The 16,744-nt window shown below is 46.8% G+C and carries 12 protein-coding genes; 2 read left to right on the plus strand and 10 right to left on the minus strand.

Features of this window, described 5'->3' with window-relative positions; translation table 11 throughout:
* Window positions 1-17 precede the first annotated feature (17 nt).
* The 9 genes from AB0L18_RS21270 to ald all read right to left on the minus strand — a co-directional run bounded on the left by AB0L18_RS21270 (window position 18) and on the right by ald (window position 12,217).
* Window positions 18-3,353 carry a WG repeat-containing protein gene (locus AB0L18_RS21270; RefSeq protein WP_367389339.1) on the minus strand — a complete coding sequence of 1,112 codons (3,336 nt, stop codon included), beginning with the start codon at window positions 3,351-3,353 and terminating at the stop codon, window positions 18-20.
* A 162-nt stretch (window positions 3,354-3,515) separates the two neighbouring features.
* Complete coding sequence (locus AB0L18_RS21275) at window positions 3,516-4,847, minus strand: dihydroorotase (RefSeq protein ID WP_367389340.1); 1,332 nt, start codon at window positions 4,845-4,847, stop codon at window positions 3,516-3,518.
* A gap of 13 nt (window positions 4,848-4,860) precedes the next feature.
* A complete protein-coding gene (locus AB0L18_RS21280) occupies window positions 4,861-6,168 on the minus strand; it encodes a sigma-54 interaction domain-containing protein (protein ID WP_367389341.1) in 1,308 nt (435 codons plus the stop codon).
* A 282-nt stretch (window positions 6,169-6,450) separates the two neighbouring features.
* A complete protein-coding gene (miaB, locus tag AB0L18_RS21285) occupies window positions 6,451-7,887 on the minus strand; it encodes a tRNA (N6-isopentenyl adenosine(37)-C2)-methylthiotransferase MiaB (protein WP_367389342.1) in 1,437 nt (478 codons plus the stop codon).
* A gap of 386 nt (window positions 7,888-8,273) precedes the next feature.
* On the minus strand, window positions 8,274-8,843 hold the full coding sequence (locus tag AB0L18_RS21290) for a hypothetical protein (RefSeq protein ID WP_367389343.1): 570 nt from the start codon (window positions 8,841-8,843) through the stop codon (window positions 8,274-8,276).
* A gap of 310 nt (window positions 8,844-9,153) precedes the next feature.
* Complete coding sequence (locus tag AB0L18_RS21295; RefSeq protein WP_367389344.1) at window positions 9,154-9,435, minus strand: hypothetical protein; 282 nt, start codon at window positions 9,433-9,435, stop codon at window positions 9,154-9,156.
* A gap of 145 nt (window positions 9,436-9,580) precedes the next feature.
* On the minus strand, window positions 9,581-10,582 hold the full coding sequence (locus AB0L18_RS21300; protein ID WP_367389345.1) for a transposase: 1,002 nt from the start codon (window positions 10,580-10,582) through the stop codon (window positions 9,581-9,583).
* On the minus strand, window positions 10,579-10,986 hold the full coding sequence (locus tag AB0L18_RS21305) for a transposase (RefSeq protein ID WP_367389346.1): 408 nt from the start codon (window positions 10,984-10,986) through the stop codon (window positions 10,579-10,581). Before AB0L18_RS21305 ends, AB0L18_RS21300 begins: the two co-directional genes overlap by 4 nt.
* 118 nt (window positions 10,987-11,104) lie before the next feature.
* The gene (ald, locus tag AB0L18_RS21310; protein WP_367389347.1) at window positions 11,105-12,217 is read right to left on the minus strand and encodes an alanine dehydrogenase; all 1,113 of its coding nucleotides are present in this window, start codon (window positions 12,215-12,217) and stop codon (window positions 11,105-11,107) included.
* Between the two features lie 275 nt (window positions 12,218-12,492).
* Between ald and AB0L18_RS21315 the strand changes: the two genes are divergently transcribed.
* Both AB0L18_RS21315 and AB0L18_RS21320 read left to right on the plus strand, forming a co-directional pair.
* Entirely contained in the window at window positions 12,493-13,332 is an 840-nt protein-coding gene (locus AB0L18_RS21315) for a zinc ribbon domain-containing protein (protein WP_367389348.1), read from the plus strand.
* Between the two features lie 70 nt (window positions 13,333-13,402).
* Window positions 13,403-15,715, plus strand: a complete 2,313-nt coding sequence (locus AB0L18_RS21320; RefSeq protein ID WP_367389349.1) for a T9SS type A sorting domain-containing protein — start codon at window positions 13,403-13,405, stop codon at window positions 15,713-15,715.
* 93 nt (window positions 15,716-15,808) lie between these two features.
* On the opposite strand, the gene AB0L18_RS21325 is transcribed toward AB0L18_RS21320, so the two are convergent.
* Window positions 15,809-16,570 carry an ATP-binding protein gene (locus AB0L18_RS21325; RefSeq protein ID WP_367389350.1) on the minus strand — a complete coding sequence of 254 codons (762 nt, stop codon included), beginning with the start codon at window positions 16,568-16,570 and terminating at the stop codon, window positions 15,809-15,811.
* Between the last annotated feature and the right edge of the window lie 174 nt (window positions 16,571-16,744).

The raw sequence follows: 16,744 nt of genomic DNA on the forward strand, positions 1-16,744 counted from the left end.
GCCTCCCCAACCTCACCTTACTTATTCAACTCCCACACCCATTTTCCTTCACTGTCGAAGTAGCCGATTTTGTCTCCTTGCTCTACCCGAAAGAGGCCTTCGCCGGCGTAGGAGATAAACTCATAATTGGGTTGTACGATCAGGTCGCCGTTGAGGTTGCTGAGGCCGTTGTAACCTTCGATTTTTACTTTAGCGTAACCACCTTCAAAGGAGTCGATGTGGTCGTATTTTGGAGGGATAATCTCAATGCCTTTTTGGTTGATGATGCCCCATTTTCCATCAATTTGCACGACTGCTACGCCGTGACGGAAAGCACTGGCACGTTCGTAATAGCCATCATAGAGATTGGTTTGTTCGGTAATGTAGTAAAAGCGGTATTTCTCGTCGCGCATCAGCCCGCGGCCTTCCTGGAATTCCAGGAGGCGATCCAGACTGGGGGCCACAATGAGCTGACCATCGAGGTCAATGATGCCTGCATTTTTTATGCCCTGGTAGACAACGGCTCGGCCACCATTGAAATCCTGGCACCGTGAGTAGGCACAGGGGATAATGAGTTCGCCCAATTGGTTGATATAGCCGCACTTGTTATTGCGCTGTACCATGGCCCGCCCTTCATAAAAGTCACCAACTTTGCTGTATTCTGGGGTGATGACAATCTTTCCCGTGGTGTCAATAAAGCCATAGCCCTGACGTGTTTTTACTTGTGCCAAGGTTTCCCTAAAGGGGGCAATCATCTTAAAATCTGTATTGGTGATCACTTGCCCTTCTAGATTCAATAGGCCATAACTGGACTGGTCTTTCCCGTGTTTAATAATCGCTAACCCATGCTCATTGAAAGCACTTACTTCTGCAAAACGAGGTCTTACCAAAAAGCGACCGGTTTGGTCAATCAATCCATACTTTTGGTCGAGCATCACCCTGGCAACGCCCTGTTGGAAATCGTAGGCCTGGTCAAATCCCGGAGGAATGACGAATGCTTCGGTTTCGTCAATATAGCCCACCAGTTTATCTTTCTTTACCCAGGCCAGTCCGGTTCGGAAATTACCCGCCTGGTTGTATTGAAAAGGAATGACGGTGTCGCCATCAATATCGATGAAGCCCCAGGTGTTGCCAATGCGTACGGCGGCTTTGCCTTCGCTAAAATCCTGTACTTCCTGGAAGCGACAAGGAATGACCTCTCTTCCGTTGCGATCAACAAAACCCCAGCGGTTGTCTTTCTTTACCGCTAAGCGGCCATCTGAAAAGGAGCCAATTTCTTCGTAAATAGCACTTACCGTGAGTTGCCCCAGGGTGTCAATCAGTCCGTACTTAGGCTGTTGCAAGTACACCCGTACCATGCGGTTGCCAGTACTTTCGAGAAACTCGATCTTATCGTACTGACAAGCAATCAATTCTTGCCCCTCGGTATTGACCATTCCCCATTTTCCTGCACAATTGACCAAGCCGGCTCCGTTGAGCATCTTTTCAACAAAGGTATATTCCGGCTTGATTTTTACTTGGCCGAGCGTATCGATGTAGCCCCATTCACAATCTTCACAGGTGAGTGCTGCATTTTGCTGAAACAGCTGGTCGTATTGGGTGTAATCCAGCATGTAGTTGGGCGAAAGAATGCTGTTGAGGTAACTGCGCAGTGATCCCAAAGAATAAGTGGGCGTACGACTGCCGGATAGCCGACCACTAAAGCTGACCCTGGCAAGGCCGTTCTCAAACTCACCGATGTAGGTGATGTCTTTTCTAACCACTCTACCAATACGATCAATCAGCCCATGTCGGCCATTAGAAAACACTACGCGGGCCATGGGGTAGCCTTCGCTGAAGTCCTCTAGGCGTAGGTCAAGAAAATCGACTTCTGTGACCAAAATACCCAGGTCATTGAGCACCAGGCCAAAGATCATATCAAAACGAAAACTGCTGCGTTCGAATTCGTAATCATTGGACTTCCAGATGCCTACAATGGTATAGCCCAATTCCTTGTCGACTTTGATGAAATCGAAGGTAGGCTCGATTTGTACCTCTCCACTAAAAATATTGCGCAGGCCCCAGCGATCTGTTGCTGGTTCGTAAAACCATTCAAAGGTTTTCAATTGATGATCGGCAGTGCTTTCGCCTTTGGTAGAGGTATTTTGATCGGCACCAGTAATTTTGATCCTAATGTGCTGATTAAACTGATCGTTATCAAGTAATTTTCCCGACTCGCTGAAGGTAAAAACGGATAAATCTTCTTGCCCAGAGGGCGTGTTTCGATAGGCTTTGGCTTCGCGGTTGTTTAATTCGATTCGGTGAAAAGCAATAGGAACCAAGGTTTCACCCGATGAATTGAGTAGGCCAAAGAAATCTTGTTGCTTAACAATACAAACATTCTCCTGCATAGGAGAAATATACTGGTAGGCGAGGGGAATAATGGGTTTGTTACTTGAATTGACGACGCCCCAGCTGTTGTCAAATTTGACCCTGAATCGGCCACTGCCATAAGCCTGGATTTCCTGGTAAAGAGCTGGTAATATCTGCTGGCCGCAAGCATCCAACAAACCGAGCCTTTGTCCTTGTTTAGCAACTACATAATCTGCGGAAAAGGCGTAAAAATCGTTGTACTGATTTGGCTTGACGAGAGCGGCGCAAGTGCGGGAATAAAAATGTTTTTGTTCTCCAGCGAATAGTTTTATGAAATCTTCACTCAGGATTTGATAGGAATCGTAGACAGGAGGAATTTCCTCAATTCCGGCCTCATTAACGGCACCCCAAAAGCGACCTTTGCGATAAAAAACCAAGCCTATTTCGCTTATTTTGATGTCGGTTGCCAGATCGCGTACGAGCACCGTGCCCCGACTGTTGACCAAACCAAGCTGATCGCCTTTTTGGGTTAGAAAATACTGTTCGTCTTGTACCTCAATTTTATCGTAATCAGGGGCAATGACCTGGTCTCCGTTGTCCTTGATTAAGCCCCATTTTCCTTTGGTCTGGTATTTCAGGTAACCAGGAAGGAGAATTTGTACCCTTTGATAGCCTTTGTCGAGTACGGTTTCACCGTTGTGATTGATGACGCGCCATTCGGCGTTTTGCATGACTGCTACTAACCGATCGTCCAGTACTTTAATATCGTCGTATTGAGCAGGCAGGCTCTCGCGACCATTAGGGCCCAACAGGCCAACGAGGCCATTTTTTTGCATAACGGCGTAACCAAAATGCTTAAATTCTCCGATGGCATCATAAATAGCAGGCTGTACCAGTTGGCCAGAAGTATTGATCAACCCCCATTGTTTATTGAGCTTAACAGGGAAAAACTGTTGCGCCAGCAGGGGGAACCAACTGAGCAAGGTGCAAAGCAAGAATAAGTAGATTCTATTAAGCCGCATATGTGGGTTTAGCAGTCTTTAAAATGTCTAAACAGACAGTTTTGGACAGCATATTAACGTAAACGAATGGCCTAAATTATCTAAATTTTAGCTTACCACTGTTAAAAAAGAACGCCCATTTACGGAAGGGACGTTTTAAGGGTGAATTGGAACGGAATCTTCTTAATCCCGACTAAAGGTCAGCCGCTGTCCCCACTTCGACTCATCAAACTTACCTTCGTGATAAGCCAAATGACCGCTAACGATGGTGGTGTTTACTTTGCCCTTAAAAGTGTAATCTTCAAAAGGAGACCAGCCGCATTTGTAGAGGATATTCTCTGGAGTTACTGTCCAAGTAGCTTGCTCATCGACCAGAACGATATCGGCCCATTGGCCTTCTTCCAGGTAGCCTCGGTCTGCTAGTTCGTAGCAGACGGCGGGAGCGTGACACATTTTCTCGACGATTTTCTCGATGCTGATCTTGCCTTTGTGGTAAAAGTCCAACATGACATTGAGGGCGTGCTGTACGAGAGGCCCACCCGACGGACAGTTGAAGTAGCTGTTGGCCTTTTCGCTGGGCAGGTGAGGGGCGTGGTCGGTGGCAATTACATCGAGCTTGTCATTGAGCAAGGCGGGCAACAAAGCCTCCTGATGGACGCGCCCTTTGACGGCAGGATTCCATTTGATTTTCACGCCTTTCGTCGCGTAATCCTCACTGTTGAAGAAGAGGTGGTGGACACAAACCTCGGCGGTTATGCGCTTTTCTTCCAATGGAATATCGTTGCGAAACAAAGCCAATTCATCCTTGGTCGAAATATGCAGGATGTGTAGGCGGGTATTGTGCTTTTTCGCCAATGACACTGCCATGCTTGAGGATTTATAGCAACCCTCTACGGAACGGATGACAGGATGCAACTCAATGGGCACATCTTCGCCATAACTGGCTTTTGCTTTGGCGATGTTGGCCTGGATGGTTCTTTCGTCCTCGCAGTGGGTGGCGATCAGCATCGGTACCTGAGAGAACAAGTTTGACAGGGTCTTCTCGTTGTCGACGAGCATATTGCCGGTACTGGAACCCATGAATATTTTCACCCCACAAACGGTCTTAGGGTCGGTCTTGAGTACCTCTTCCAGGTTGTCATTGGAAGCCCCCATGTAGAAGGAATAATTGGCCAGAGAGCATTGCTCAGCTCTTTGGTATTTTGCCTCCAACAATTCCTGCGAAAGGGTAGGGGGATTAACGTTGGGCATCTCCATGAAGCTGGTGATCCCTCCGGCAACGGCGGCCTTTGCTTCGGTGTAGATTTCTCCTTTATGGGTAAGTCCGGGTTCACGAAAATGAACCTGATCATCAATGATGCCAGGAATAGCAAGCTGACCTTTGGCGTCAATAACTTTTGCTTCGGGAGCCGAGATGTCGCGAGCGATTTTTACAATTCGTCCGTCCTTAATGAGGATGTCTCCTTCCTTGATGGTGCCCCGATTGACGATGCGGGCTTGCTTGATCAGCATCATGGTTTTACTGTTTTTACAGACCGTATTTTTCGATTTTGCGATAGAGCGTTCTTTCCGATATGCCCAGGTCAAGGGCTGCCTCGCGGCGATGGCCCTGGTGTTTTTCGAGCGCTTTGCTGATGAGCTGACGTTCGTTGTCTTCGAGACTTAAGTTCTCCTCCACAATTTCACTTTCGTCGTATTGACGACGCTGGTTTTCACTGAGAATGATTGGCTCGTAAGGGCTTTCTGTTTCGGTGAATTCTCTTGCCGGGAAGCTTGGTGCTGCTGCTGGTGGTGGTGCTGATGGCGCAGGAAATTCTTCCTCAATTCGCTGAATAACGCTAGACGAACTGCTACCATCGGGTAAACGTAGACTTCTTACCTGCTGCGCATCGGGCATCTCCAAGTCATTGGTGGAAATCAGCTCGAAAACAAGGGATTTGAGGTCGTTGAGATCCTTCTTCATATCGAACAGGACCTTGTAGAGAATATCTCTCTCCTGAAAACCATCGTTGCCATTTTGCCCCGTAATACTAGGCAGGTGCCGTTGGTTCAGTTGCGGCATTTTTTCTTGAAGGGTAAGACCATCAATGTTCCTTTCCTCGGAGAGGATGCTCAGTTGATCTGCGACGTTCTTGAGTTCCCGTATATTTCCTGGCCAACTGTAGCCCTCGAGAATACGGCGGGCATCGGCCGTAAGTTCCAGGGGTTCCAGACGGTATTTTTCGGCAAAATCGAGGGCAAACCGACGGAATAGCAGGTAGATATCTTCGCGCCGTTCCCGCAGCGGAGGCAATTGAATGGGAACGGTATTTAGGCGAAAATAGAGGTCTTCTCTGAATTTGCCTTTCTGCACGTTTTCACGCAGATTGACATTCGTCGCGGCGATGATGCGCACATTGGTGTGCTGTACTTTATTGCTACCTACCCGTACAAACTCCCCAGATTCCAGGATCCTTAAGAGAAAGGTTTGGGTATTAAGTGGCATTTCTCCAATTTCATCGAGAAAGATAGTACCACCGTCATAGGTCTCAAAATAGCCCTTGCGTTCTCCGGCAGCTCCAGTGAAGGCGCCCTTTTCGTGACCAAATAGCTCAGAGTTGATGGTTCCTTCGGGAATGGCTCCGCAGTTGATGGCTATGAAACCTTCGTGCTTGCGAGGGCTATTGTCGTGGATGACGCGGGAGAAGATTTCTTTACCCACACCACTTTCCCCTGTAATGAGTACGCTCAAGTCTGTACTGGCAACGCGTAATGCAGTGTCAAGTGCACGATCCAGGGCCTCTGTGCGACCAATTATTCCGTACCGTTGTTTAATCCGCTGAATTTGATCAGCCATATTGCTTTTTTCTTCTTTGAACGCTTCTAAAATGTCAGCGATTTTAAATTTCGCCACGGAGGCACGCAGACACGGAGGTTTTAGTTAGAAAACCGTGTCATTTACCTCAGTGTACTAATAGATGGTACTTGGTATAGCATTCATTTTAGGACTTCAAAACTCCGAGGAGGAACGACGATCAGCGAAGCTAATCCCTATACCCTATACTAAGTACCTAGTACTGTGAGATTTGCCTGACGACTTCTTGTTTTTAGGAACACAAAAAGGCAAATCTCACATTACTTAAGCATCCGGCCCAGCCACCATATCACCCATGAGTGTAGCACTGGTGGCTTCATTGATTTTCACATACACGTAATCACCTGCCTGGTGGTTACCCTGCTTGGCGAACACGACCATCTTGTTCTGGGAGTTACGCCCTTTCCAATCGGCATCAGAACGCTTGGATTCGCCTTCGATCAATACCTTGAAGGTTTTACCAATGTCCTTTTGATTGTGACGGAAACTCATGGGTGTTTGCAGGTCAATGATCTCCTGCAAGCGACGCTTCTTGACTTCCAGTGGAATATCATCTTCAAATTTCCGGGCAGCCACCGTTCCTGGCCGTTCGGAATAATAGAACATGTAGGACATGCTGTAATTGGCAAACTCCATGATGCTCAGGGTCTCCTGGTGTTCTTCCTCCGTCTCGGTACAAAAACCGGCAATCACATCGGAGCTGATCGCGCAGTCTGGCATGATTTCATAAATCCGGCGAACCTTGTCCATGTACCACTCACGGGTATAGGTACGGTTCATGAGTTCCAGAATCCTACTATTGCCCGATTGCACGGGAAGATGGATGTATTTGCAAATGTTTTCGTACTTGGCCATGGTGTGCAATACATCGTCAGTAATGTCTTTTGGGTGACTGGTACTGAAACGAATACGCAGATCAGGATGAACTTGCGCCACCATTTCTAGCAGATCCGCGAAATTGACCAAGGTGCTGCTTTCGGGATTTTCCCATTTGTAGCTGTCTACATTCTGACCCAGGAGCGTCACTTCGCGGAACCCGCGTTCGTACAAATCGGTCGCTTCGGCAACAATACTGAAGGCACTGCGGCTACGTTCGCGACCCCGGGTGAAGGGTACCACACAGAAGGAACACATATTGTCGCAGCCTCGCATAATGGAAATGAACGCCGTGACGCCATTGCTGTTGAGGCGCAACGGACTGATATCGGCGTAGGTTTCTTCCCTGCTCAAAAAGACATTCACGCCCTTTTCGCCTTCTTCGGCCCCAGCAACCAAGTTGGGGAGATCGCGGTAAGCATCCGGTCCAACGACCAGATCCACCAGCCGTTCCTCCTCAAGAAATTTACTCTTCAAGCGTTCTGCCATACAACCCAATACCCCCACCATGGTGCCGGGGCGTTGGCGCTTTATTTTATCGAAAATACGCAAGCGTTTGCGTACCGTATCCTCCGCCTTTTCCCGGATGGAACAGGTGTTGATCAGAATAAGATCAGCGATTTCCAGGTTACGGGTAGGTTCGTAACCTGCTTCTCCCAGAATGGATGCGACAATCTCGCTATCGCTGAAATTCATTTGGCAACCGTAGCTTTCTATGTAGAAATGCTTGTCGCCTGCTTTACCCTCCTTGAAAAATACTTCTCCCTGCTTGGTTTCATCCACATGCTTGGTGATGCCCTCCAGGGTAGGATTGTCATTGTACATACTTCCTCATTTTGCGGCGGCAAAGATAAGGCTTTTACCTGACAACTTGTCATTAGCTGTGGGGGAATTGACGAGTAGAGGGGAAGAAGCTGATAATTAGGGGTACTCTCTGAGATTATGCTATTCAATATTTACTTTATCGATACTTAATATTACTCATTTAAAAATTTCTTCCTATTTAGTTTTTATCAAAAATATTAAAGCCACTATTTCTCAAAAAAATCATGTATGCTACTGATGTTCTAATGTAGATATCTTGGATGATAGCTTAGTTGGTGGTAACGCTATTACTTTTGCACCTCCGGGGGAATAAATTGAAAGTGAAGCGCGATGACCAATGGCCGTCGCGCTTCACTTTAGTTATTCATTGAAAAGGATTCACCTTTCTAGTTTTTGATTTGTAATTTTCGATGATCATTTAGGTAGCCATTGCCCTGAAGACCTTCCATATATACTTCTACAATGGGCTGGCCTGGTTCGACGGTGATTCCTTTACTGTAATAATTATCAAGTTCGATTTTTAGTAACCAGGCACTTGCGTCGCGGAAATTATGCTGCCCAGGAGCCAGGATATCGGGGGCTTGAATCTTTTCGGTTACGCCATTCTGTGGATTACGTAAAAAGACGTGCAACTGGCTAAAAGCAATTCCGTTTTGAGGCTTTATCAAGATGGCAAATTTTGGAGAAACGCTGGTTGTTTGTTGCATCGTTACGATTTTCAGGTCACCATCTGCACAATAGCTTTGCGATGTATTGCAGCTATAAATCTGCGTATTAAAAGGAGATACATTGAGGGTGCCGAAAGAAGTAGAACCCGTGGTCGGCTGATTGAAAACAGGCGGTTGGTTGGGTTGAACAATCTGGCTCGTTCCTGAAACGGAGAAAAAGAGACACAATAGGCAAATGAGCAATCCTTGCTGGAGTGATTGGCTACGGAAAAAAATAATTGGTTTCATAAGCGATGGGTTTTAACAGACCTGCTCATTAAGCAAGCCTAGTTTCTTCTAGATGAAAATGTCTAAACAAAGGTGCAGGAAAGAGCTGTGTCTAAATTGCTTGTTTTAGACATTTTCGCGCTCCTTTTTGCACTGTTCGGCTTAGGCTGAGCTTACTTTCTTAGGTCTGCAAAACTTCATTTTGCGAAGTTTGGATAGCCAACGCCGAACGGTGATTTTGAAATAGTGCTGTCCTTGTTATAAGGCTGGAGAAGGCAAAACGCTTGATATAAATGCGTTAATGTATTTATACGAATGGGGTAGCGCGCACCTAAATAATCGCCGGAAAATCATCGTCTTCCGCTTCGGGGAAGTTGCGCTGAAAGCTGACCTCGAAGTTTTGCTCCATTTGCTGAAACAGGGTCATTACTTGGTTGACAAAGGTTTCATCGACCAGTTTTTGGAGTTCTTTGAGGCTGTTGGTCTGCTCGGTGGGGCGAAACTTGTAAGTCTGCTCGAAATTGCTGTTTTCAAACTTGATCGACAGGCGGGTGTCGGTTTTGAAAACGGTGATTTTTAGGATGGGATGATCGAGGTAACCGAGGATTCGCATAGAGGAGGGGAGAAGGAGCCACTCGCTCCCGGCCAATATATTTGGAGGTGGGAGCGAGTGGCTGGTTATAAAGTATAAGGTATAAAGTACTTGGTAGGTGTTGACCTTCCCTAAATAACGTTGACAGGTTTATCAATCATTCTACTTAAAAGCTAAGTGCTAGTTGTCCATCTTCTTTTGGCAAACCAAGCTTAACAAATGCGGGCAGAATCTGACTTGTCCCATCAAAAGCTCCGCTACTGGGATAAGTCAGATTCTGAGCCGCCATTGGCTGGTATTCCAACTCTTTTGCTTCGCCGTCTCGTATCAACAACGATGGTGGTCTTTGCCCCTTACTCTCCTCAAGATAACATTCAAATCCCAAAGGTGCAATTCGCAGCGGTAACTGACTATGGTGACGCACTTTGTTGTAGTTCTCTACAGCCCTCTTCACGTACCTTCTCAGTGCTCTATAATCTCTGATTGGCCAGTGCTCAAGGTATTCATTCTTGATCACATCATTGAGCTTCTCTGCGTACGCATTGTCCAATGCTGTAATGCACATGCTAGAACTGATTCCTCGTGACCTCAATACTTCTATAAAGTCATTGCTGCGATACTGGGAGCCCCCGTCACTGTGGAAGATCAGTTCACTCAAATCCATACCACGACGCAAACGAAAGGCCATTTTCAGAGCCTCTATGTTTGCTCTAGCTCGGAGGTTATCACTTACGCTATAGCCCACTATAAGCCGGGAATACACATCTATGATAAACGTCAGATAGTAATACTTGTCCTCTAGGCGATAGTAAGTCGTATCCGATTGCCAAACTCGGTTTAAACCTATGATAGTAAGCAACTTAACTAAATTAGGATACCGTAAACCACCACTCTTCGTAGTTCTAACATAGCTCCTTTTTCGTTCCAGCGAATGACCCAATAGAGTCATCTCTCGAATAAATGCATCGCGACCTAGTCCTTCTGGCTGGATCATATAGTAGGCCTTTTCAAGACCCAAACCTCCGTGATCTGCACGGTGTGTCAACAGCATTGCTTCCGCTGAATACACCCCGTCCTGATAATCCGCTCGCCGACGTAAATATTGCGACAGCGATTGACGCGAAGTACCTAGTGCAGCATATACTTGTTCATTACTTGGACTCTTCATTTCTGATCTGTATTTCGACAAGAGCCGGACAAGGGAGTCGTAAAACCACTTTTTTTTTCAACATCTATTCCTGCTTCACGAAGCTCCTCTATAAAGCTCTCATAGTAGTCCAATTTAATTTGTTTTTGACCTAGAGAACGTTCTAGTTCAGCCACCCGCTTTTCCAGCAATTTAACCTTCTCCGTCTGGGAATTTGGTACTTCCACTATTATCGCTTTTTGTTGATCGTACGAGCTGTACTTACTTATCCAGCGGTACAGAATATTTACATGGATGCTGTATAAACGACCTATCTGGGCCACGCTAAAGGTACCTTCTTCATAGTCCTTAACTCGCGCTTTTTTAAAGGTTTCACTGTAATTACGACGCATTTTGGGCCGATTAACCTTATTCGTTGACTTCATTTTTAACTAAATTTGTTGTCAACGTATTTCAGGGATAGTCATGTATCACCTAGTGGGTAGATCAGGCGCTGAGGACTGAAAGGGAGTCCTAGTACCTAGTACTCCGTACCTAATACCTTTAAAGTACGTCTTCCAATGGCGTATAATCAAGGCCGAATGCATCTGCTACAGCTTTGTATACGACTTTACCATCTACTACATTCAGGCCGAGGGCCAGTGGATGGTTTTCGCGGCAAGCTTGCTGCCAGCCTTTATCGGCCAATTGGATGGCGTAAGGTAGCGTAGCATTGGTCAGGGCCAAGGTAGAGGTGTAAGGCACTGCGCCGGGCATATTGGCCACACAGTAGTGTACCACGTCATCGATGACGAACGTAGGATCAGCGTGGGTCGTTGGCTTACAAGTTTCGATACATCCACCTTGGTCTACCGCTACGTCTACGAGTACGGTACCCGGACGCATATCCTTCAGCATCTCGCGGGTGATGAGGTTAGGAGCCTTTGCACCAGGAATCAATACTGCACCGATGATGAGGTCGGCCGTTTTGATGAGTTCGCGGATATTGTATTCGTTGGAATAGAGGGTCTTAACGTTGGCTGGCATCGTGTCGCTGAGGTAGCGCAGGCGAGGCAAGCTAATATCCAGGATCGTAACGTCGGCACCGAATCCGGCAGCCATCTTTGCGGCTTCAGTACCTACTACACCACCTCCAAGAACGATGACTTTACCTGGCAATACACCTGCTACTCCGCCGAGCAATACGCCGCGGCCACCCATAGGTTTTTCGAGGTACTTGGCACCTTCCTGGATGCTCATCCGGCCAGCTACTTCACTCATTGGCACGAGTAGTGGAAGGCTGCGATTGGGCAACTCTACCGTCTCGTAAGCCAGACAAGTAGCGCCACTAGCGATCATGGCATTGGTGAGGGGTTCGTAAGAAGCAAAGTGGAAATAGGTGAAGAGGAGTTGGTCCTTTTTGATAAGCTTGTACTCCTGCTCAATCGGCTCTTTTACCTTGATGATCATTTCCGCTATGGCGTAAACTTCCTCAATGGTAGGAAGAAGTGTAGCGCCAGCTTTGGTATAATCTTCGTTGGCAAACCCACTCCCTTCGCCGGCAGTAGCTTGAACGTAAACCTCGTGACCGCGTTTCTTGAGTTCCATGACTCCTGCAGGGGTAAGGGCTACGCGATTTTCGTTGTTCTTGATTTCCTTTGGAACACCAATGATCATGTGGTGGTAAATTTAGTGCAGGAGCATTAGCGCTCCTATTGGTGAAGGCATTAATTGAGATACGCATGCACCGCTTTGGTGTGAATCTCAAAATTTCGCCGCAAAGATAGAAAGAAGGAAATAAAGGAATATGAAATCTTGTAAATAAAAAAAGGCACGTTAACGAAACGAGCCTTTTTTCTACATAACCTTTTTAACAAATTGTAATCTTACTGTTTTCAAAACAAGAAGCGTGCCAAAAAATGATTTTCAAATATTAACTATCTTGCGCCCTTATGAAAATTTGCCCTAATTGTCAGACGAGTTTGCCGCCTGAGGCCCGGTTTTGTCACCAGTGTGGTGCGCTGCAACTGCCGTCGCTCGAACGGGCTGCTGCACCAGGGTGGGACTGGCAAGCTCCGCTGGTGCCACAAGCTTTTAGCCGGTTTCAGGAGCGGTTGGGCGAAAGAGTAGTTTGTGAGCAAAACGAAGCGCAACTGCCTCAGTACCAAGAGAGACTTTACGAAAGCAACTACCGTGAAACCGTACAACGCCGTTTACAACAGTGGGAAAAGAGCATTGCTATCCCTTTGGATAAAAGCGATCAGCACCGTGTCTTGCATGAACTCCGCCACCTGAGTGATGACCTGCTCGATTTCTTTTTCATCATGCATTGCTCAGATCTCAACCGAGTCGTGCTGCCTGAGCTCTTGCTTCGCTACCAGCAGTTGCCGCTAGAGGAGATCAACCTCGGGGAGATGGCAATGACTTTTCTGGATTTTGAACATGAAGAGGAACGCGTCTATACCGATTTCGTGAAAATGCCCGTCAATAAGATCCGCAACGCTGGCAAAGCTTTCCTTTTTCCGGAAAAGGCGGAAAAAATTTGGTTCATCTGTGACCAGAGCCTTCTGGGAAATGCTAAGAAAGGTTTCGCTATGACGGAGAAGGCGCTTTACTGGAAATCAGGGCTGCAGCCCGCGCAGCGTGTTTACTACCATAAGTTATTTGCACTCACCAAAGAGAAAGAATGGCTCCTGATCAACGAGCTTTACTTCAATGCTTCTCCCAGCCTTAATACCAAAATGATCTGGCTGTTAAGGCGTTTGGCTCGACTGCTTAGCGCAGAATTGTAGCCTTGCTTACCAAAGATTATTTCGTAGAAAAAACTATTCGCCAGCAGGCCCGTTATCTTTGAATATAGCGATGGCTAGACCATCAACCATCAACAAACAACCATCAACCAACCCCATGACTACTCCCTTTCACTATCTTCTTTTCGTGTCTATCCTGTTGTTCTTATTGCCCAACATGGATGCCCAAAACATCAACTTTGAGCGTAGTTTTCCGACGGTAACCCAAAACGGAAATGCTTCGTCTCTGGGCTTTGTTGGAGGTTTGAATAGCCCGCAGTTTTCGATGGTGGATTTCAATAATGACGGACAAAAGGACCTCTTCGTTTTTGATCGGGTAGGCAATGTAGCGATGGCCTTCGCCAAAGACGGCAACAACAAATGGCGCTTGCGCCCGGAATTCCTGGTTAATTTTCCCGATTTTGATTCTTGGGTTTTGCTACGAGATTACAACAATGATGGGATCGAAGATATCTTCACCTACAACCGCAACATGGCCTCCGGAGTGAAAGTATTCACCGGCAGTTATTCACCGGAAGGCATCATTGATTTTGAGCGGTTTACGTTCCCTAATGCGCTGGACATCATCTTTATACCCACCAGCGGTGGTGCGGAAACCCAATTGTATATTAGCAACATTGATTACCCGGATGTAGAAGATGTGGATTGTGATGGGGATCTGGACATCTTGACCTTCAACATCAGTGGTGGTTTTCTGGAGCTTTATACCAACTTGTCGGTAGAGAACGGTTACGGAGCAGATAGTCTGATTTTTATTTTGGGAGACAATTGTTACGGAGGAATTTACGAGAGCGGTCTTTCCCCCGAGCTTGATTTGGCGGCCAGCGCCAACGAATGTGCGAGCGGCATTAACACCGGAGAGGTAGAAAACCGCCATGTAGGTTCTACCGTCCTTACGCTTGATGAGGATGGGGACGGTGATAAGGACTTGATTTTGGGTGACCTCTCTTTCTCTTCCCTCACCATGGCCACCAATGGCAATAATTGTGATGATGCCTGGATGACGGCACAGGATATCAACTTCCCCAGCTACGATGTATCGGCTTACCTGCCCCTGTTTCCTGCCGCTTTTTACCAGGATATAGATGGCGATAACAAACGAGATTTAGTAGTGGCGAGCAATGAAGACAATATAGGGATAGACCATAAGAACGTTTGGTACTACAAGAACATAGGAACGGATGATAACCCTAATTTTGACTTCCGCCAGGATGATTTGCTGGTGGGCGAAATGATTGACTTGGGTACCCGCTCTCACCCGGCATTAATTGATTACAATGCTGATGGTCTGCAAGATCTTGTCGTAGGAAACTTCTCTTTTTATGCCGAGTTGGGTTTTAAAAACAGCCGCCTTTACCTCTATGAAAACACAGGCACTGCCACCGCTCCGGCCTTCACGCTGGTGGATGATGATTACTTGGGAATGTTTCAGTACAATGGTACGGTTCCCGGTACGGGCACTTATTCTTTTTCTCCCACCTTCGGCGATCTGGATGGCGACGGTGATGCCGACGCCCTGGTTGGAGATATCGAGGGCAAGTTGTTTTATTTTGAAAATACCGCTGGCCCAGGCCAAGTGGCGACGTTTGGTCCTGCAACTTACGGGTACATGGGGATCGACATAGGACAAGCAGCAGTACCCCAAATTGTCGACCTGAATCGTGATGGATTAAGCGATATTGTCATTGGTGAAAAAACGGGTAATCTCAATTATTTTCAGAATGTAGGAGCCATAGGATCACCCATGTTTGGCGATGATGAGGAAGTAGCGCCCAATGTCCGTCAATTAGGGCAAGTAGACACCCGAGTCATCGGCTCTTCCGTAGGATATGCTACTCCTTTTTTTGTAGACCTCAACGGTGAGTACCACCTTTTGGTCGGTTCTCAATCCGGTGCTTTGGAGCATTATCGCGACATTGAAGGACATCTGGATGGCACTGCTTTCACGCAGGTGAGCGAAAACCTACTCGACCGTAGTGAAGGCATCTATACCCACCCTGTTTTGTGGGACTGGAACGAAAATGACTTCTACGACCTGGTACTGGGCAACGAGCGCGGGGGCGTCAGCTTCTTCGCCACCAATCTTCTGCCGGATGGTACGGTAGACGCTGAAACAATTGCCGAGCGATCCATCCTCTGGGAAGTTTACCCCAATCCGGTAAAAGACCAGTTGTTTCTGAATACTCAAGGCATTGGAGAAGGCACCCTGCAGCTGTTCGATCAGCAGGGGCGCGTATTGTGGGAGGCCGCATCTTCTGCTCCCTTACCTACTCAGTTGGACTTGAGCAGGTACCCTTCAGGCTTGTATTTCTTGAAGTTACGTACGGCTGCGGGGAGTTCTGTAAAGAAAATAGTAGTGGAGTAAGTGGGCGTTTAGCGTGTATTATAGTGCCTTCTTGGTAAAAAAACTTTCGTGTAATTCTGTGTCCTTTGTGCTTTAGTGGCTAAAAAAACTAGCCTATTTCTTGATCGTAAAGTAGAAGGTACTCCCTTGTCCCAGCTCACTTTCTACCCAAATCTTGCCGCCGTGGCTCTCCACAATCCGCTTGCAAAGGGCTAATCCAATGCCTGTACCCTTGTCGTCTACCTCGCGAGGAACCAGGCGAGTAAAGAGTTCAAAGATTTTTTGGTGATTCTCCGGCGCAATACCTATGCCTTGATCCGTGATGGAAAATTGCCAGTAATCTTTTTGGTCTTTAGCCTCAACGTGGATATGGTTTGGAACATCTTCTTTACTAAAATTGATGGCATTGGCCAATAGGTTTTGGAAGAGTTGGGTAATCCCCATCCGGTGCCCCTGGAATTCTTCTGGCAAGCCACTAGTCGTCACGGTAGCATCTGTTTTCTCCAGGTTGTGCCGCAAATTGTACTTTACAATCTCCAACATAGGAAGGGTCATCACACGTTGGCGTTCCACCATTCGACCTGCGCGCGAGTATTCCAGTAAATCTTTAATAAGCTGTTGCAACCGCTTGACACCAAAGGTGACGTGCTGAAAATATTCTTCAATATCAGAAGATATATTTTCTTTATCGAGCTCTTGTCGGATAATACCTAGGTACCCTTCTACGGTACGAAGAGGTGCTTGTAAATCATGGCTGGCAACGTAAGCAAAATGTTCTAAATCCTGATTGCTCTGTTGAAGGTCTTTGATTTGTTGCTGCAATTCCGCGATCAATAGATCTTTTTCAGCCCCTGCTTGAAGTTGGTCGTCGGGCATTTTTTTCGTGCTTGTTCTAATGCAAATGTAAGGAAGGTGTAAGGGTTTTTTAGGTGGAAGTGGGAAAAAAGCTTACACATTTTAAAAGTCGGAAGTGGGAAATCGGAAGTCGGAAGTATTTTGCCTTAGTAGCTGTCATTCCTACAACTAAGAGCTTGTTAGGAGATAACGTTT

This window comes from Lewinella sp. LCG006 (genome assembly GCF_040784935.1).
Lineage (GTDB): Bacteria > Bacteroidota > Bacteroidia > Chitinophagales > Saprospiraceae > Lewinella.